18 protein-coding genes are annotated in these 18,538 nt (G+C 66.6%); 16 read left to right on the top strand and 2 right to left on the bottom strand.

Annotated features, from left to right (window positions below):
• Positions 1-4: 4 nt before the first annotated feature.
• Genes ACO07I_RS19135 through ACO07I_RS19160 form a run of 6 tightly spaced genes read left to right on the top strand, consistent with a single transcriptional unit; the run spans position 5 to position 5,910 of the window.
• Positions 5-952: an ABC transporter permease gene (locus ACO07I_RS19135; RefSeq protein ID WP_422010071.1), complete on the top strand. Its 948-nt coding sequence runs from the start codon at positions 5-7 to the stop codon at positions 950-952.
• Positions 953-960: 8 nt separating this feature from the next.
• A complete protein-coding gene (locus tag ACO07I_RS19140; RefSeq protein ID WP_422010073.1) occupies positions 961-1,854 on the top strand; it encodes an ABC transporter permease in 894 nt (297 codons plus the stop codon).
• Positions 1,851-2,840, top strand: a complete 990-nt coding sequence (locus ACO07I_RS19145) for an ABC transporter ATP-binding protein (protein ID WP_422010075.1) — start codon at positions 1,851-1,853, stop codon at positions 2,838-2,840. The genes ACO07I_RS19140 and ACO07I_RS19145 overlap by 4 nt, the downstream gene beginning before the upstream one ends.
• Positions 2,833-3,807 (top strand): ABC transporter ATP-binding protein, encoded by a 975-nt coding sequence (locus tag ACO07I_RS19150; protein ID WP_422010077.1) that lies wholly within the window; start codon positions 2,833-2,835, stop codon positions 3,805-3,807. Before ACO07I_RS19145 ends, ACO07I_RS19150 begins: the two co-directional genes overlap by 8 nt.
• Positions 3,808-3,838: 31 nt before the next feature.
• Positions 3,839-5,455 (top strand): GMC family oxidoreductase, encoded by a 1,617-nt coding sequence (locus ACO07I_RS19155; RefSeq protein WP_422010079.1) that lies wholly within the window; start codon positions 3,839-3,841, stop codon positions 5,453-5,455.
• Between the two features lie 20 nt (positions 5,456-5,475).
• The gene (locus ACO07I_RS19160; protein ID WP_422010081.1) at positions 5,476-5,910 is read left to right on the top strand and encodes a hypothetical protein; all 435 of its coding nucleotides are present in this window, start codon (positions 5,476-5,478) and stop codon (positions 5,908-5,910) included.
• Positions 5,911-6,010: 100 nt separating this feature from the next.
• Here ACO07I_RS19160 and hydA read toward each other — a convergent pair whose 3' ends face one another.
• On the bottom strand, positions 6,011-7,456 hold the full coding sequence (hydA, locus tag ACO07I_RS19165) for a dihydropyrimidinase (protein ID WP_422010083.1): 1,446 nt from the start codon (positions 7,454-7,456) through the stop codon (positions 6,011-6,013).
• Between the two features lie 126 nt (positions 7,457-7,582).
• Between hydA and ACO07I_RS19170 the strand changes: the two genes are divergently transcribed.
• Genes ACO07I_RS19170 through ACO07I_RS19215 form a run of 10 tightly spaced genes read left to right on the top strand, consistent with a single transcriptional unit; the run spans position 7,583 to position 17,237 of the window.
• Complete coding sequence (locus ACO07I_RS19170; protein ID WP_422010085.1) at positions 7,583-8,590, top strand: BMP family lipoprotein; 1,008 nt, start codon at positions 7,583-7,585, stop codon at positions 8,588-8,590.
• Positions 8,587-10,113, top strand: a complete 1,527-nt coding sequence (locus ACO07I_RS19175) for an ABC transporter ATP-binding protein (RefSeq protein ID WP_422018323.1) — start codon at positions 8,587-8,589, stop codon at positions 10,111-10,113. Before ACO07I_RS19170 ends, ACO07I_RS19175 begins: the two co-directional genes overlap by 4 nt.
• The gene (locus tag ACO07I_RS19180; RefSeq protein WP_422010087.1) at positions 10,110-11,207 is read left to right on the top strand and encodes an ABC transporter permease; all 1,098 of its coding nucleotides are present in this window, start codon (positions 10,110-10,112) and stop codon (positions 11,205-11,207) included. Before ACO07I_RS19175 ends, ACO07I_RS19180 begins: the two co-directional genes overlap by 4 nt.
• A gap of 1 nt (position 11,208) precedes the next feature.
• Positions 11,209-12,129, top strand: a complete 921-nt coding sequence (locus tag ACO07I_RS19185) for an ABC transporter permease (protein WP_422010089.1) — start codon at positions 11,209-11,211, stop codon at positions 12,127-12,129.
• A gap of 1 nt (position 12,130) precedes the next feature.
• Positions 12,131-12,520, top strand: a complete 390-nt coding sequence (locus tag ACO07I_RS19190) for a cytidine deaminase (RefSeq protein WP_422010091.1) — start codon at positions 12,131-12,133, stop codon at positions 12,518-12,520.
• Positions 12,521-12,522: 2 nt separating this feature from the next.
• A complete protein-coding gene (locus ACO07I_RS19195) occupies positions 12,523-13,314 on the top strand; it encodes a purine-nucleoside phosphorylase (protein ID WP_422010093.1) in 792 nt (263 codons plus the stop codon).
• A 2-nt stretch (positions 13,315-13,316) separates the two neighbouring features.
• The gene (deoA, locus tag ACO07I_RS19200; protein WP_422018325.1) at positions 13,317-14,639 is read left to right on the top strand and encodes a thymidine phosphorylase; all 1,323 of its coding nucleotides are present in this window, start codon (positions 13,317-13,319) and stop codon (positions 14,637-14,639) included.
• Positions 14,636-15,427, top strand: a complete 792-nt coding sequence (locus ACO07I_RS19205; protein WP_422010095.1) for a phytanoyl-CoA dioxygenase family protein — start codon at positions 14,636-14,638, stop codon at positions 15,425-15,427. Before deoA ends, ACO07I_RS19205 begins: the two co-directional genes overlap by 4 nt.
• The gene (gene add, locus ACO07I_RS19210; RefSeq protein WP_422010097.1) at positions 15,424-16,383 is read left to right on the top strand and encodes an adenosine deaminase; all 960 of its coding nucleotides are present in this window, start codon (positions 15,424-15,426) and stop codon (positions 16,381-16,383) included. Before ACO07I_RS19205 ends, add begins: the two co-directional genes overlap by 4 nt.
• On the top strand, positions 16,380-17,237 hold the full coding sequence (locus tag ACO07I_RS19215) for a 5'-nucleotidase, lipoprotein e(P4) family (protein ID WP_422010099.1): 858 nt from the start codon (positions 16,380-16,382) through the stop codon (positions 17,235-17,237). The genes add and ACO07I_RS19215 overlap by 4 nt, the downstream gene beginning before the upstream one ends.
• Here ACO07I_RS19215 and ACO07I_RS19220 read toward each other — a convergent pair.
• Complete coding sequence (locus tag ACO07I_RS19220) at positions 17,228-18,535, bottom strand: ABC transporter substrate-binding protein (protein WP_422010101.1); 1,308 nt, start codon at positions 18,533-18,535, stop codon at positions 17,228-17,230. The genes ACO07I_RS19215 and ACO07I_RS19220 overlap by 10 nt on opposite strands.
• Between the last annotated feature and the right edge of the window lie 3 nt (positions 18,536-18,538).

An 18,538-nucleotide genomic window follows, 5' to 3' on the forward strand; every position in this document is an offset into this window, starting at 1 on the left:
GAGGATGGGAGCGTATCTTACCCGCCGCGTACTATTGATGGTTCTGACACTCTTCGGAATGTCGGTGCTCATCTTCGTCATGCTGCGCCTGGTGCCCGGCAACATCGCCGACATCCTTGTGGACTCGGCGGGCATCGCCGATCCCAAGGAGAAGGCCAAGATCGCAGCCGAGCTTGGCCTCGACAGGCCGATCTTCGATCAATACCTTCAGTGGATCGGCGGTCTGGTGCGCGGCGACCTGGGCTTCGCCTACGTGTCGGAGCGGCCCGCTCTCGAGGAGATCGCGCCGCGCATTCCGATCAGCGCCAAGCTGGCCGGCCTGGCGCTTTTCTTCTCGATCATTCTCGGCGTGCCGCTCGGCGTCATCAGCGCCGTCCGGCAGAATTCGGCGATCGACTATCTGCTGCGCATCATCAGCCTGAGCGGCCTGTCGCTGCCCTCTTTCTGGCTCGGCCTGCTGATCCTCATGGCGTCGGTCCAGTGGTTCGGCATGATCCCGATCTATACGAATGAGCCACGAAGTTTCATCGACGAGATGCTGTTGCTCAGCATTCCAGCGGCCGCCGTCGGATTCCGAAGTTCGGCGTTGATCATGCGTCTGACGAGATCGTCCATGCTCGAGGTTCTGCGGCAGGACTATATCCGGACGGCACGCTCCAAGGGCGCGTCGCAGACTACGGTCAACTACGAGCATGCCCTTCGCAATGCGCTGCTGCCGGTCGTCACCATCATCGGCATCGAGGCGGCGTTCCTCGTCGGCGGCCTGATCGTGACCGAGACCGTGTTCAACATCCCGGGCGTGGCTCGCTTCCTCGTCGAGGCCATCCTGTGGCGCGACTACCCGATCGTCCAGAACCTGGTGATGCTGATCGCCTTCTGCGTCGTCGTCGTCAATTTCCTGGTCGACATGGCCTATATGGCGCTCGACCCTCGCATCAAGTACGCGGACTGAGAGCACCCATGGCAGTCATCGACCATGATGCCGCGCTGGCCAAGGCCGGCGCCAACGTAACGGGCTTCTGGAGCCAGGCCGGCTTCCTCGCCCGGCGCTATCCGCTCGGCGCGGTGGGCGCGATCCTCGTGCTGCTCTTCGTGGTGACGGCGCTGTTCGCCAACGTCATCGCGCCGCACGATCCGCTGTCGACCAACTCCCGCGCCTCGCTGGCCGCACCGGGCGGCACCTACTGGCTGGGCGCCGACTTCATGGGCCGCGACATGTTCAGCCGTATCGTCTATGGCGCGCGCATCTCGCTCGCCGTGGCCGTCGGCGCGACCCTTCTGGGCGGCATCCTGGGCGTGCTGATCGGCCTGCTGTCCGGCTTCGTCGGCGGCTGGATCGATCTCGCGACCCAGCGCGTGATGGACATCATGCAGTCGCTGCCGCTGCTGGTGATGGCCCTTGTCATGGCGGCGTCTCTCGGACCGTCGCTCGAGAACACGATCATCGCGATCGCGATCCCGCTGGTGCCCAGCGTGGCGCGCGTGGTGCGGTCGAGTACTCTGTCGCTGCGCGAGCAGCCCTTCGTCGAGGCCGCCCGGGCCATCGGCATGGGCGAAATGCGCATCGCCCTCCGGCACGTCCTGCCCAACACGCTGGCGCCGCTGATCGTCCTCGGCACGGCCCAACTCGGTTCGGCCATCCTGACGGAGGCGTCGCTTTCCTTCCTGGGCCTCGGCATTCCCGAACCCTATCCGTCATGGGGCCGCATGCTCTCTGAGTCGGCTGCGGAATATGTCCGCACGGCGCCGTGGCTCGTGATCTTCCCCGGTGTCGCCATCAGCCTGACGGTGTTCGGCACCAACCTGCTGGGCGATGCCTTGCGTGACATCCTCGATCCGAGACAGCGTACATGAGTTCTCTTCTGGAAGTGTCCGACCTCGGCACGTGGTTCTATACGCGCCAGGGAATCGTCAAGGCGGTCGACGGCGTCGACTTCGAGGTCGCCGCCGGCGAGACGCTGGCCATCGTCGGTGAGTCCGGCTGCGGCAAGAGCATGACCGCGCTCTCGCTGATGCGGCTGATCCCCGATCCACCGGGGCGCATCGTGACGGGCTCGATCAAGCTCGACGGTCGCGACCTGCTCAAGATCTCCGAGGAGGAGATGCGCGACGTGCGCGGCAACGAGATCTCGATGATCTTCCAGGAGCCGATGACGTCGCTCAATCCGGTGATGACGATCGGCAAGCAGATCTCCGAGGCGCTGATCCTGCATCGCGACATGGACCGCAAGCAGGCGATGAAGCGGGCGATCGAGATGCTGGATCTGGTCCGCATTCCCGAGCCGACGCAACGCGCCAAGGAGTATCCGCACCAGCTCTCGGGCGGCATGCGCCAGCGCGCGATGATCGCCATGGCGCTGGCCTGTAATCCCAAGGTGCTGATCGCCGACGAGCCCACGACCGCACTCGACGTCACCATCCAGGCGCAGATCCTGGAATTAATCGTCGAGCTGCAGCGCGAGTTCGGCGCGGCGGTCCTGCTGATCACGCACGATCTCGGTGTCGTCGCCGAGACTGCGCACCGGGTCATCGTCATGTACGCGGGCCGCAAGGTCGAGGAAGCGACCGTCGGCGAGCTGTTCGCCCGGCCGCTTCACCCGTACACGGTGGGCCTGATGAACTCGATTCCGCGCCTCGACCTGATGCGCGGACAGACCGATCGCTCCCAGGAGCGCCTACAGGAAATTCCCGGCATCGTGCCGCCGCTGTTCGACCTGCCGCCCGGCTGCGCCTTCGCGCCCCGGTGCAGCAAGGCCGACGACAAGTGTCGACGCGAACGTCCGGCTTATGAGGAGAAGCAGCCCGGTCACTGGGCCGCCTGCTGGCACACACATGGTTAGCGCAAATCCCCCCGTCATCGAGGTCAAGGACCTCAAGAAGCACTTCCCGGTGAAGAAGGGCCTGCTGCGCCGCACGGTCGGCCAGGTCTATGCCGTGGATGGCGTCACTTTCACCGTCCGCGCCGGCGAGACGCTCGGTCTCGTGGGCGAGTCCGGTTGCGGCAAGACCACGGCCGGTCGCGCCGCCATGCGCCTGGTCGAGCCGACCTCGGGCTCGATCAAGGTCGAGGGCAAGGAGATCATGGGCCTGTCGAAGGCCGAGCTGCGTCCCTACCGGCGAGAGATGCAGATCATCTTCCAGGATCCGTTCTCGTCCCTCAACCCGCGCATGACGGCGGGCGACATCGTGGGCGAGCCGCTGCTTGTGCATGGCGTCGCCAACGCCAAGGAACGCCAGGAGCAGGTGTCCGCGCTGTTCGCGCGAGTCGGTCTGCGCACGGCGCAGATGAAGAACTATCCGCACCAGTTCTCGGGCGGGCAGCGACAGCGTATCGGCATCGCCCGCGCCCTGGCGCTGGGGCCGAAGCTTATCGTCGGCGACGAGCCGGTCTCGGCGCTCGACGTTTCGATCCAGGCGCAGGTCATCAACCTCCTGATGGAGCTGCAGGCGGAGCGCCGGCTCTCCTACCTGTTCATCTCGCACAACCTCGCGGTTGTGGAGCATATCAGCCACCAGATCGCGGTCATGTATCTCGGCCGCATCGTCGAATATGCCGACACGCGGTCGATCTTCACAAACGCCCAGCACCCCTACACGGAGGCCCTGCTGGCCGCCGTCCCGGTGCCGGACCCGGCCATCAAGCGCAAGAAGATCGTGCTCCAGGGCGACGTGCCCAGCCCCGTGAAGCCACCGTCGGGCTGCCATTTCCACACGCGCTGCCCCTATGCCGTGCAGCGCTGCAAGGTCGATGTTCCTTCGCTGCGCGAAATCGCACCGGGGCATCACGTTTCCTGCCATCTGCGCTAGACTGTCTCCCGAAAAGGGAGACAGAAACGCCATGGCCAATTGGGATTACATCATCGTCGGCGGCGGTTCCGCCGGCTGCGTGCTGGCCAACCGCCTGACCGAGGATGCCAACGTCAAGGTCCTGCTGCTGGAAGCGGGGCCGCGCGACAAGTCGATGTGGATCGACATACCGGCGGGCTTCACGAAGCTCCTGAACCACGACAAGTTCAACTGGAACTTCCAGATGGAGCCGGAGGAGGGCATGGCCGGGCGCAGCATTCCCTGCCCACGCGGCCGCACGCTCGGCGGCTCGAGCTCGATCAACGGCATGCTCTACGTGCGCGGCCAGCCGCTCGACTATGATACCTGGGCGCAGTTCGGTAACCGCGGCTGGTCCTATTCGCAGGTGTTGCCCTACTTCAAGAAGTCCGAGAATTACGAGCCGGGCGGCGACGACAGCCGCGGCCGCGGCGGCCCGCTGAATGTGGCGCAGATGTGCGACACCCACGAACTGTGCGATGCCTTCATCGACGCGGCCGAGGCCAGCGGTTATCCGAAGAATGCCGACTACAACAACGGCAACCAGGAAGGCTTCGGCTACTTCCAGGTGACGATGAAGAACGGCAAGCGCCAGTCGACGGCGCGCGCCTTCCTGGATCCCATCCGCTCGCGCCCCAACCTCACCATCGAGACCGACGCGCTGGTCAACAAGCTGATCCTCGAGGGCAAGCGCTGCGTCGGCGTTTCCTACAGCGTACACGGCCAGGCGAAGGAGGCCCGCTGCGGGCGCGAGGTTATCGTCTCGTGCGGCGCCGTGCAGTCGCCCGGCGTGCTGGAGCACTCCGGCATCGGCCAGCCTGAGCTTCTGCGCAGCCACGGTATCGAGGTGAAGCACGAGTTGAAGGGGGTCGGCGAGAATTACGGCGACCACTTCGCGCCGCGCATGAACTGGCGCGTGAAGCTGCCGATCACGCTGAACGAGCGCACGCGCGGCATCAACCTCATGAAGGAAGTGATGCGCTACTACACGACCGGCCGCGGCGCGCTCGCCCTCACGGCCGGCGTCGTCTACGGCTTCGTGCGCACCCGGCCGGGCCTAGAGTCCCCCGACATGCAGTTCCACATGGCGCATGCCAGCTACGATACGGCGCAGAAGCGCGACCTCGAGCGCGAGCCGGGCATGACGGTCGTCATCGGCCAGTGCCGGCCCGATTCGCGCGGCTCGATCCACATCAAGTCGGCAGTGCCGGGCAGCGCTCCGGCCATCCGGCCGAACTTCCTGTCGGCCCAGATCGATCGCGACGCCACGGTGGCCGGCATGCAGATCGCCCGCAAGATCGTCTCGCACCCGTCGATGGCGAAGTACATCGCCTTCGAGAACAATCCCGGCGACAAGGTTCAGACCTATGACGAGTGGCTGAGCTTCGCCCGCGGCAACGGCCAGACGACCTATCACGTCATCGGAACCTGCAAGATGGGTTCGGATCCGATGGCCGTGGTCGACGACCGGCTGCGGGTCCACGGGATCGCCGGGCTGCGCGTGATCGACGCCTCGATCATGCCGACCGTGCCGTCCGGCAACACCAATGCCCCCACGATCATGGTTGCCGAGAAGGGCGCGGACATGATCAAAGAGGATGCAAAGGCGGGCCTTCGGGCCGCCGCCTGAGGGAAACAGTGGGGGACGTGATGAAGCCTGTGAGGTCCATTCTCGCCATCCTGGCGATCGGAGGGCTGTTGGCTGCCTGTCACGGCACCGATCCGAAGACCGAATCGAAGCGCGACATGCTGGCCGATTCCGGTTTCAAGGTCGTGTCGCTGAAAACGCCGGGTCAGGCCGCCTCGTTCAAGAAGCTGCCGCCGCACAAGCTCGTCCGCAAGACCTACAATGGCAAGCCGGTGTGGGTGTACGCCGACCCGACCATGTGCGGCTGCCTCTACATGGGCAACCAGGACAACTACAACGCCTACATCAAGGAGGCGTCGAAGCAGATGATGACGACGGCGATGCGCGCCAACTTCGCCGACGATCCCTACAGCCCGACCGGCATGGACAACGCCGTCGACAGCGACTGGGATTGGGGCGAGTGGGGCAATCCCGGCTACTACGGCCTGAATTACTGAGGGCGGCCTGACATCGAAGCGCCCGGCGGATCGCTCCGCCGGGCGTTTTTTATTGTGGGCTCAAGCGGAGTGGTTTGGATCGACCCTAAATTCATCCTGTCTAATTGAAGATCGACGGATCGATCAGGGGCCGGCCGCGCGGTCGGGCGGCTTCGGGGCGGTCGCATTTCTGGAAAACGCCACGGCCCGCCGAGCCGCTCATGCGGCCTTCCTCCATCACCACCTCGCCGCGCGAAAGGGTCATCACCGGATAGCCGGTGAGCTCGCGTCCCTCGTAGGGCGTGTAGTCGCAATTGTGGTGGAGGATCGAGTTGGTGAGGCTCACCCGGCGCTCGGGATCCCACAGCACGATGTCGGCATCCGAGCCCACCGCGATGGTGCCCTTGCGCGGATGCAGGCCGTAGATCTTGGCGGCATTGGTCGAGCTCAGCGCCACGAACTGCTGCAGGGTGAGGCGGCCCTTGTTGACACCTTCGGAGAATAGCAGCGGCAGCCGCGTCTCGACGCCCGGCACGCCGTTGGGAATCTTGCGGAAGCTCCGGGCCGCGCCGGGCAGCTTCTTGCCGCGCACATCGTCGAACTTGAAGGCGGCGTGATCGGACGAGAGGATCTGGAAGGTGTTGGCCGACAGGCCGGTCCAGATATGTTCCTGGTTGTCGGTGCCGCGGGGCGGCGGCGAGCAGACGCATTTGGCGCCTTCCTCGCCCGGCTTCTCGAAATCCTCCTCGCTCAGGAACAGGTATTGCGGGCAGGTCTCGCCATAGACACGCAGGCCGCGCGCCTGGGCGCGCTGGATCTCGTGCATGGCTTCCTTTGCCGAGACATGGACCAGCAGCATCGGCACGTCGAGCAGCTCGGCCAGCGAGATGGCGCGATGCGTGGCCTCGCGCTCGACCACGAAGGGGCGGGAGGTCGCGTGGAACTTGGCGGCGGTCATACCCTTCAGTTCCAGCCGCTCGGTCAGCCAGGTGATGCAATCGGAGTTTTCCGCATGGATCATGAGCATCGCCTGCTCGCGACGCGCGGCGGCCAGCGCGTCGAGCATCTCGCGGTCGGTCAGCTTCACGTCGTCGTACGTCATGTAGACCTTGAACGAGGTGTAGCCGTCGGCGACCAGTGCGGTGAAATCCTGCCCCATGATCTTCTCACTGGCATCCGACAGGATCACGTGGAAGGCGTAGTCGATCAGCGACTTGCCTTCAGCGCGCTTGTGATACTTGTTCACCGCGTCGCGCAGCGGCTGGCCCTTGTTCTGGTAGGCGAAGGGAATGATGGTTGTGGTCCCGCCGGCGGCGGCGGCGCGGCTGCCGCTCTCGAAATCGTCGCAGAAGACCGAGCCGTCGGCCGTGTCCTGGTCGAAATGGACATGCGCGTCGATGCCGCCGGGTACTGCGATCAGGCCGGTGGCGTCGATCTCGCGACGTCCCTTGTCGAGCCGTTCGCCCAGCGCCACCACGCGTCCGCCGACGATCCCGATGTCGCCCTTCACCACGTCTGAGGCGGTGGCAATCGTGGTATTGCGGATGACGAGATCGTACTCGGCCATGAGTCCTCCCGGGGCGGCTTTGCGCTGTAGTATAGCAAGTCCCGTGCCCGTCTCCGGCGGCCCCCTCTTCGCCTAGACCGGGGACGCGGCCCGGTCCAAACTCGCGCCAACAACATGGGAATGGCAATGAAACGCTGGGTTGGCCCCCTGATCTCCGCGCTGGCGGCCGTCGGTCTCGGCGCGCTCGCGCAGGCACAGACCGTCGCCATCAAGCCGGCGATCGTCTTCAGCACCGGCGGCAAGTTCGACAAGTCCTTCAACGAAGGTGTCTGGCAGGGCGCAGAGCGCTTCAAGAAGGAGACGAACATCGCTGTCTCGGAGTTCGAGCCCAGCAACGAGACCCAGTTCGAGCAGGCGCTGCGGCGCTTCGCCCAAAGGGGGCACGACCCGGTCGTCGCCGTCGGCTTCGCGCAGGCGGTCGCGCTCGAGAAGGTCGCGCGGGAATTCCCGAACATTCACTTCACCGTCATCGACAGCGTGGTGGATCTGCCCAATGTGCAGTCGGTCGTGTTCAAGGAGCAGGAAGGCTCCTTCCTCGTCGGCGTGCTGGCGGCAATGGCCTCGAAGACCGGCAAGATCGGCTTCGTGGGCGGCATGGACATCCCGCTGGTGCGCCGCTTCCAGTGCGGCTTCGAGCAGGGCATTAAGTACGCCAGCCCCAATGCCGAGCTGATCACCAACATGACCGGCACGACGCCGGTTGCCTGGAACGATCCGGGCCGCGGCGCGGAGCTGGCCAAGGGCCAGTTCGACCGTGGCGTCGACGTCGTCTATGCCGCCGCCGGCAGCACCGGGCTGGGCATCCTCCAGGCGACCAAGGATCGCGGCAAGCTGGGGATCGGCGTCGATTCCAACCAGAACCATCTGCATCCCGGCAACATGCTCACCTCGATGCTGAAGCGCGTCGATCTCGCGGCCTACGACAGCTTCAAGGCGGCGCGGAACAATGAGTGGAAGGGCGGCGTGCAGGTGCTGGGCCTCAAGGAAGGCGGCGTCGACTGGGCGCTCGACAAGGACAACGAAAAGCTCATCACGCCGCAGATGAAGGCCGCGGTCGATGCCGCGAAAGCCGCGATCATCTCGGGCCAGATCGTCGTCCACGACTATATGAGCAACAATTCGTGCAAGAGCTGACGGCCGACGCTGCCATCGAGCTTCGGCGGATCGACAAGTCGTTCGGCAGCGTGCACGCGGTGCGCGGCGCCTCGCTGCGGATCGAACGCGGCAGCATCACCGGCATCGTGGGCGAGAACGGCGCGGGCAAGTCGACCCTGATGAGCATCCTCTACGGGCTCCATCGGGCCGATGCCGGCGAGATCCTGGTCGACGGACGGCCGGCCGAGATGGCAAGCCCGCGCGACGCGATCGGCCACGGCATCGGCATGGTCCATCAGCATTTCATGCTGGTTGACAGTTTCACTGTGCTCGAGAACCTGATCCTGGGCGCCGAAGGCGGCGCGCTGCTGGCCGGCGGGTTGGCGGCGGCCCGCACGGAGCTGGCGCGCCTCGCACGCGAGTACGGTCTTGCCATCGATCCCGATGCGCTCGTGGCCGACCTGTCGGTGGGCGAGCAGCAGCGGGTCGAGATCCTCAAGGTGCTTTTTCGCGGCGCCCGCATTCTCATCCTGGACGAACCCAGCGCCGTGCTGACGCCGCAGGAGACCGACCGGCTGCTGGAGATCCTGCGCGTGCTGCGCGACCGCGGCGTCACGGTCGTGCTGATCACCCACAAGCTGCGCGAGATCCTGAGCGTGACCGACAAGGTGATCGTCATGCGTCGCGGCGAGGTGGTGGCGGAACGTCGTACGGCCGAGACCGCTGCCGAGGATCTCGCCGAGCTGATGGTCGGCCGCAAGGTGCGCTTCGATCTCGACAAGGCGCCGGCCCGAGGAGGCGAGACGAGGCTGGCCGCGCGGCACCTGTCGCTGGTCGATCGTCGCGGAGTCCGTCTGCTCGACGACATCTCGCTCGACGTGAAGGCCGGGGAGATCGTGGGCATCGCCGGCGTTTCCGGCAACGGCCAGAGCGAATTGCTGCAGGTTCTCGCGGGCATCCGGCCACCGACCGGCGGCGAGATGGAAGCCTGCGGACGCAGGGTCGATGCCACCCATCCCGCCGATCCGGCCGAGATGCGCGATCTCGGGGTGGCCCATGTGCCGGAAGACCGGCTGCGGCAGGGGCTGGTGCCGGCCTTCCTCGCGTCGGAGACCTCGATCCTCGGCTATCAGGATCGTGAGCCGTTCTGCCACAACTACCTCATGGACGGTCCCGCGGTCGGCAGATACTGCGCCGATCTCATGGAGCGCTTCGACGTGCGGCCGCGAACGCCGGGGCTGCGCTCGTCGAACTTCTCCGGCGGCAACCAGCAGAAGCTGATCCTGGCGCGCGAGATGGCGCGCAATCCGAAGGTGCTGCTCGTCGGGCAGCCGACGCGCGGGGTCGACATCGGCGCCATCGAATTCATCCGCCGCGAGCTGATCAGGAGTCGCGACGCGGGCTGCGCGGTGCTGGTCGTGTCGGTCGAGCTGGAAGAGATCCTGTCGCTGGCCGACCGCATCCTGGTGATGTTCGGCGGACGCATCGTGGGCGAGGTCGCGGCCGGCGAGGCCGACGAGCGCAGCCTCGGCCTGATGATGGCGGGTGCCCGCGCCGCATGAGCGCCGGGCGCCGTACATTGCCGGGCTGGGTCGAGATCGGCCTGTTGCCGCTCGCCAACATCGCGATGGCGTTCCTCGTCGTCGGCCTCATCGTGGAGGTCATAGGCGTCGATCCTTTCCACGCCCTGAAGCTGCTCGTGCTCGGCGCCGTGGGATCGTCGGAATCGATCGGCTACACGCTTTACTACGCCACGAACTTCATCTTCACCGGCCTCGCGGTCGCGGTGGCCTTCCATGCCGGCCTGTTCAACATCGGCGGTGAAGGGCAGGCCTATATCGGCGGGCTGGGCTGCGGCCTCGCGGTGCTGGCGCTCGATGGCATCCTGCCGGGCCTGCTGCTGATCCCGCTCGCCATCCTCGCCTCGGCGGCGTTCGGCGCGGCGTGGGCTGCCATCCCCGCCTGGATGCAGGCCTGGCGCGGCAGCCACATCGTCATCACCACCATCATGTTCAACTTCGTGGCCTCGGCCCTGATGGTCTACCTGATGGTGAACGTGCTGATCGCGCCGGGCTCGATGACACCGCAGAGCCGCGGCTTCGCCGCCTCTGCCGCGGTGCCGTCGATGCAGGCCGCGCTGCAGTGGATCGGTATCGCGGTCGCGCCGTCGGCGCTCAACCTGTCGCTGCTGCTGGCGCTTCTGTCCTGTGTCGGCGTCTGGATCTTCCTGTGGCACACGCCGTGGGGCTACGGGCTGCGCACGATGGGGCAAAATCCGGAAGCGGCGCTCTATGCCGGCACCAACCTGAAGCGCACGACCATGCTCGCCATGTGCCTGTCCGGTGCGCTGGCCGGCGGCGTCGCGGTCAACGAGCTGCTGGGCGTGCACCACCGGCTCGTGCTCGATTTCGCCGCCGGCTACGGCTTCACCGGCATTGCCGTTGCCCTGATGGGGCGCGGGCATCCACTGGGTATCGTGCTGGCAGCCCTGCTGTTCGGCGCGCTGCAGCAGGGCGGCGCCGAACTCAATTTCGAGATTCCCAAGATCACGCGCGAGATGGTCGTCGTGATCCAGGGGCTGGTGATCCTGTTCTCGGGCGCCCTCGTCCATCTGCCGCGGCCCTGGCTGCAGGCGCTGTTCGCGCGAAAGGGCTGAGGTGGAGGAGGCGCTCACCCTCGTCGCCGCGACGCTCGCCGCCACCCTGCGGGTGGCGACGCCGCTGGTGCTCTGCGCCATGGGCGGACTGTTCTCCGAGAAGAGCGGCATCATCGATGTCGGGCTCGAAGGCAAGATGCTGATGGCGGCGTTCTTCGCCGCGGCGACCGCGTCGCTGACCGGTTCGGCCTGGGCGGGTGTCGCCGCCGCGATCGTGGCGGCTGAGATGCTGGCCCTGCTGCACGGCTTCGCCTGCATCACCCATCGGGGCAACCAGGTCGTGAGCGGCATCGCGATCAACATCCTGGCGATGGGGCTCACCGTGGTGTTGGGCACGGCATGGTTCGGCCGGGGCGGCCAGACGCCGCCGCTGGCCGGCACGGAACGTCTCAACCCGATCTTCTTCCCCGTCGCCGGCGACAATATCCTGGTCTACGGGGCGCTGCTCTCCGTCCCCTTCGCCTGGTGGGTGATCGAGCGCACGCGCTTTGGCCTGCGCCTGCGTGCTGTGGGCGAGGTGCCCCTGGCGGTCGACGCGGCGGGCATCTCGGTGTCGTGGCTGCGTTACCGCGCGGTGCTGATCTGCGGCCTGTTCGCCGGCCTGGCCGGTGCCTATCTGTCGATCGCGCAGAATGCCGGGTTCAGCCGGGACATGACCGCGGGGCAGGGCTTCATCGCCCTGGCCGCGATCATCTTCGGACGCTGGAAGCCGATGCCGGCCTTCGGCGCCTGCCTGGCCTTCGGCCTGCTCGACGCCATCGCCATCCGGCTACAGGGCGTGAAGCTGCCCGGTGTGGGCGAAGTCCCCGTGCAACTGATCCAGGCTTTGCCTTATCTTCTGACCCTATTCCTGTTGGCCGGCTTCATCGGCCGCACCGTCGCGCCGAAGGCGGCCGGCGTGCCTTACGAGAAGGAGCATTGAGATGAACGACCTTCTCCACCTGGCGCAGCGGATGATGCTGCGCGCCCATGCCCCCTATTCGAAGTTCCATGTCGGCGCCGCCGTGCGGGCCGAGGACGGCTCGATCCATGGCGGCTGCAATGTCGAGAACGCGGCCTATCCGCAGGGGCTTTGCGCCGAGGCGGGTGCCATCGCGGCCCTGGTCGCGGCAGGGCACAAGCGTATCCTCGAATGTGTCGTAGTCGGGCCCGGCCCGGAAGTCATCACGCCCTGCGGCGGCTGCCGGCAGAAGCTGCGCGAGTTCGCGGGCGACGAGGTGCCGGTGCATCTGTGCGGTCCCGACGGGCTGCATCGCACGGTAACCCTGGGGCAGCTGCTGCCGATGTCCTTCGGTCCGCAGCATTTCGGCTAGCCGTGCGCGACGTTCTCGAGCGGGCGGCCCCGGGCTTTCGACCGAAGGTCGCGCTGATCCTCGGCTCCGGCCTCGGCGGCTTCGTCGAGGAGGTGACGGCGGTCGCCACGATCCCCTATGCCGACCTGCCGGGCTTCCCGCAGCCCACGGTCGGCGGTCATGCCGGCCGGTTGGTTCTGGGCCATGTCGGCAAGACGCCCGTGGCAGTGATGCAGGGCCGCGCGCATTACTACGAGCGCGGCCGGGCCGACGAGATGAAGGGCGCCATCGATGCGATGGCCGGACTGGGCTGCGAGACGCTGCTGCAGACCAATGCGGCTGGCAGTCTCCGACTCGACATGCCACCCGGGTCGGTAATGGCGATCAGCGATCACATCAACTTCACGGGTGTCAATCCGCTGTTCGGAGTCGGTCCGGGCGACAGCCGCTTCGTCGACATGGTCGATGCCTACGATCCATCCCTGCGCACGAAACTGATGGACGCGGCGCGGGCGGCAAACGTCGTCTGCCACGAAGGCGTCTACATCTTCTTCAGCGGGCCGAGCTTCGAAACGCCGGCCGAAATCCGCGCCGCGCGCGTGCTGGGCGCCGATGCCGTCGGCATGTCGACGGCGCCCGAGACCATCCTGGCGCGCCACGCCGGCCTCAAGGTCGCGGCGCTATCGCTGATGACGAACTATGCCGCGGGCCTCGTGCCGGGCGAACTCGCCCATGAGCAGACTCTCGCGGTGGCGGCCGCCGCGGCGGACAAGGTGCGGCGCGTGCTGCGCACCTTCCTGGAAGGCTGCGCATGAGCATGCTGCCGCAGGAGATCATTCGCCGGAAGCGCGACGGGCATGAACTCACCGACGAGGAGATCGCCTTCATCGTGCGCGGCATCCACGATGGCGGCCTGAGCGAGGGCCAGGTGGCGGCCTTCGCGATGACCGTGTTTTTCCGCGGCATGACCGTGCCGGAGCGGGTGGCGCTGACGCTCGGGCTGGCGCGCTCGGGCATCATGCTCGACTGGCGCGACCTCGACCTGCCGGGCCCGGTGCTCGACAAGCATTCCAGCGGCGGGGTGGGCGACAAGGTGAGCCTGATGCTGGCGCCGATCGTGGCCGCCTGCGGCGGCTTCGTGCCGATGATCTCCGGTCGCGGCCTCGGCCATACCGGCGGCACGCTGGACAAGCTCTCGGCCATCTCCGGCTACGAGACCCAGCCCGACATCGCCACGTTCCGCAAGGTCGTGCGAGAGGTCGGCTGCGCGGTGATCGGCCAGACCGACGATCTGGCGCCCGCCGACCGGCGCCTCTATGCGACGCGCGACGTCACGGGCAGCGTCGAATCGATCCCGCTGCTGGTGAGCTCGATCCTCAGCAAGAAGGTCGCCGAGGGGCTGGACGGGCTGGTGATGGACGTGAAGTGCGGCTCCGGCGCCTTCTGCGATACCGAGGAAATGGCGCGCGATCTGGCACGAAGCCTGGTCGATGTCGCCAACCGGGCCGGCTTGCCGACCGTGGCGCTGATCACCGACATGGACCGCGTGCTGGGGCGCGAGGTCGGCAATGCGCTCGAAGTCGCGGAGACGGTGGCCTATCTCACCGGCAACGGTGCGCGCGAGCCGCGCCTGCATGAGGTCACGATGGCGCTGGCGGGCGAGATGCTGGTGCTCGGCAAGCTGGCGGCGGATTTCGGCAAGGGCCGCGCAAAGGCCGAGGCCGTCCTGGCCGATGGCCGCGCCGCGGAGACTTTCGCCCGTATGGTTTCGGCGCTGGGCGGTCCCGGCGATTTCCTCGAACATAGCGCCCGCTATCTCGGCCATGCGCCGGTGGTGAAAGCCTGCATGGCCGAGCGATCGGGCCATGTCGTGGGCATGAATGCCCGCGATGTCGGGATTGCCGTCGTGGCGCTGGGAGGAGGGCGCCGCCACGCCGACGATGCCATCGATACAACGGTCGGTCTCACCGGGTTCGTCGATGTCGGATGCCAGATCCGGAGCGGCGATCCGCTCTGCCTTGTCCACGCGGCCAGCGATGCCGCGGCCGACGAGGCGATTGCAATGATCCGCCGCGCCGTGCGCATCGAAGAGGAGGCGCCGCCCGAGACGCCCGCGATCCTCGAACGGGTCGCGCTGTGATCGACCTCGATGCTTACGTGCGAGACGGTTTTGCAGTCCTGCCGGATTTCGTGACGGGTGCCGACTGCGAGGCGCTGAAGGCGCGGGCTGCCGAACTCGTGGCAGGGTTCGGCCTCGGCACCGTGCGCACGATCTTCTCGACCGTCGATCAGTCCCATGCAGGCGACCGCTACTTTCGCGAGTCGGGTGGCGACATCCGCTTCTTCGTTGAGCCGGAAGCCCCCGATCAACTGAACAAGATCGGTCACGCGCTGCACGATCTCGATCCGGTGTTCGACCGCTTCTCGCGACAGCCGCGGCTTGCGGCGCTCGCCGGGTCTCTCGGGCTTCAGGAGCCGCTGCTGCTGCAGTCGATGTACCTGTTCAAGCAGCCGCATGTCGGTGGCGAAGTCGGCTGGCATCAGGACGCAACGTTCCTTCGGACCGAGCCGCCCAGCGTCACGGGCTTCTGGATCGCGCTCGATGACGCCGACCGGGACAATGGTTGCCTGATCGCCCTGCCGGGCGCCCATCGCGGGCCGTTGCGGCAGTGGTTCGGCTATCGCGACGGCGACCTCGTCATCCGGACGATCGACGCCGCGCCGTGGCCGGATGTCGAGCCGGTGGCGCTCGAGGTCCGGCGCGGCACCCTGATCGTCCTGCACGGCCTGTTGCCGCACGCCAGCACGGCCAACCGTTCGTCGCGGTCCCGCCATGCCTACAGCTTGCACCTGATCGACGGCCGCGCCGATTATGCGGCCGACAACTGGCTGCAACGCCCTGACCTGCCGCTCCGAGGATTTGCGTGATACCCAAGGCCGAAATCCACTGCCATCTCGAAGGCTCGATCCCGCCGTCGCTCGCCCTCGAACTGGCCAGGCGCAACGGCCTGGTGCTGCCGCCGAACCTGCTCGATGCCAAAGGCCACTACGCCTGGACGAACTTCTGGAGCTTCCTCGACGCCTACGACCGCGTCTGCACGGCGCTGAAGGCGCCGCGCGATTTTCGCGACGTCATCTACACGTATCTCGCGGGGGCAGCGCGCGAGGGGGCGGTCTATGTCGAGATGTTCTGTTCGCCCGAACGGCCGGCCGCGCTCGGAATCTCCTACACCCAATGGCTCGAAGCGCTGGCGCAGGGCATCGACGATGCCCGGCGGGAATTCGGCATCGAGGGCCGTATCATCATCATCTGCATCCGCCATCTCGGGCCCGAGCGGGCCGAGGCGATGGTCCGTGCCATGCTGGCCGAGCCGCATCCCTATGTCGTGGGTTTCGGCATGGGCGGCGACGAAGCCAAGTTCGCGCCGGTCGATTTCGCGCCGGCCTACCGCCTCGCGCATGAGAACGGCTATGGCTGCACCGTCCATGCCGGCGAGGTCGTGGGACCGGAGAGCGTGTGGGCCGCGATTCGCGACCTGCCCGTGACCCGCATCGGCCACGGCGTGCGCTCGGCCGACGATCCGGCCTTGATGGAGGAACTGGCGCGCCGCGGCATCGTCCTCGAAGTCTGTCCGGGCAGCAACGTGGCCCTTGGTCTCTATCCCGATCGCGCCTCGCATCCGCTGCATCGGCTGATCGATGCGGGCGTCCGGGTGACGCTGAACTCCGACGATCCGCCATTCTTCCACACCACCCTCGGGACCGAATACGACCTTGCGGGTCTCGACGCTGAGCGCTTGCGGGACATTGCGCGCACGACGGTGGAGGCGTCGTTCGCCGACGTGGCGACGAAGAAGTTGTTGCTCGAAAGGATATCGGGATGAGGACGCGCACCGGCCTGCTCGTCGCTGTTCTTCTGGCGGTGTTTTCGGGCGGAGGAGTCCGCGCCCAGGAAGCGCCGCCGGGCAACGACCTTCTGTTGGCGACGCTGTGGACGCAGCGCGCCGTCGAGTACCGGGCCAACGCGCTCACGGTGTACGCGCTGGCGCGCCTCCGGCTCGACGAGGCGTTGGCCGACAGGAACTGGACGGCCGCGCCGGCCGAGCAGAAGGGCGACTTCCAGACCCTGCCGCCCGCGATCGTTCTCGATGTCGATGAGACCCTGCTCGACAACTCCAAGTACCAGGTCTGGATGATGCGGACGAACCAGAGTTTCAGCACCAAGAGCTGGAACCAGTTCTGCGCCGCCCGGATTTCCGAGGCCATTCCCGGTGCCGTCGACTTCACGACGTACGCCGACTCGAGGGGCGTGAAGGTCTTCTACGTCACCAACCGCGGCGCCGAGACCGAGACGGATACGCGCGAGAACATGGCGAAGCTGGGATTTCCCCTGGGCGGCAACGTCGACACGTTCCTGATGCAGGGCGAGAAACCCGACTGGACCGGCGCCAAGAGCACGCGCCGCGCGGCGATCGCCCGGGATTACCGCATCCTGCTGAACATCGGCGACAATCTCGGCGACTTCGACGACCGCTATCGCAGCAGCGAGGCCGAGCGGGTGAAGGCGTTCGAGGCGGGCCTGCCCTACTGGGGTAAGCAGTGGCTGATGATCGCCAATCCGACCTACGGATCGTTCGACACGGCTCCGTACGGCCACGATTTCAAGAAGTCGCGCGACGAGCAACGCAAGGCAAAGTGGGACGTGCTGGAGTCGTGGGCGGGGCCGGCTCAGCCGTAGATATTCCTCAGCCTGCCGTCTGCCCATTTTACGGCCTCCTCGGCCGGCATGCCCCGCACCGCCTTGGCGTACATGTCGGCGATGACGTACTGCGACAAGACTTGCGCCGCCCTGGCGTCCGGCGGGCCGGCGCGGCCGGGCGCCTGACCGAGCTTCGCGGCGACCCTGAAGGGCGCCATCACAGGATCGTCGGTCCAGGCCGCATGGGCTTCCCACGCCTCGGTGCAGGGCGTCGAGAAGCCTCTCTGCGAGACGAACCATTTCTCGAAGTTCCGCTCGGCATGAATCCACGTCAGGAACTCCTTCGCGGGCTCCTGGTTCTTCGAATATTTCATCAGCATGTTCGACTGCAGCAGGTGCAGGCCGAACTGCCCGCCCGGTCCTGCCGGCAATGGCGCGTGCATGATGTCGCGGTTCATCGGTGTGCCCTGGGCCGTCCGGTATCGCTCGGGCCGGCGCAGCGTTTCGATGTAGATCGAGGCGCCGTTGAGTGTCGCCGAAATCGCCTGGGACAGGAAAGCGCGGTTGTTGCCGGCGTCGTCCCATGTGAGGCCGCGCTCGTCGCAGGCCTCCTTCCAGAAGGCCTGCATGAATTTCACCGACTCGAGCGTGGCCGGCGACTCAAGGATTACCTTGCCGGCCGGATCGATCTCCATGCCGCCCCAGGACCACAGGTAGGGGTAAGTGAAGCTTGGCGAGTCGCCGAGCGTATGGGCCAGGGTCTGTCCAATCGGACGTCCCCTGGCCTTGAGCTTCTGCGCGACATCGCGATAGTCCGCCCAGGTCCCGGGGAAGGAGGTCACGCCGGCTTCCTCGAACCACGACCGGCGATAGGCGATCATGGTACCGATCACCGCCCAGGGCATGGCCATGAACCTGCCGCCCTGGCTGCACATCGTCCGGGCATACGGATAGAAGCCGCCCTGGGCCTGCGCGATGGCGTTGGCGATGTCGGTGAGATCGACCGCGCTGTTGGCGTAGAGATAGGTCTGCTCGTTGAACGCCATCACCAGGTCGGGGCCGCTAGCCGCCCCGATCGCGCCGGTCACACGAGGATGCAGGTCATTGCCGTTGATCGTCTCCAGGGCGATACGGATACCCAGCGCCCGCTCGGCTTCCGGCAGCATCTCTCCGCGCAGCAGCGCGTCCGACGCCGGGACGAAGTCGATCCATTTCAGCCAGTGGACAGTTCTCTGCTGCGCCAGGGCCGGCATGCGACCCGTCGCCAGGATGGTGGCCATGGCCGTGGCGCCGCGACCGGCAAGCCTCAAGAGGCGACGGCGTTTGGTCCCGGCCATGGG

The organism is Reyranella sp. (genome assembly GCF_965227665.1).
Classification (GTDB): Bacteria; Pseudomonadota; Alphaproteobacteria; order Reyranellales; family Reyranellaceae; genus Reyranella.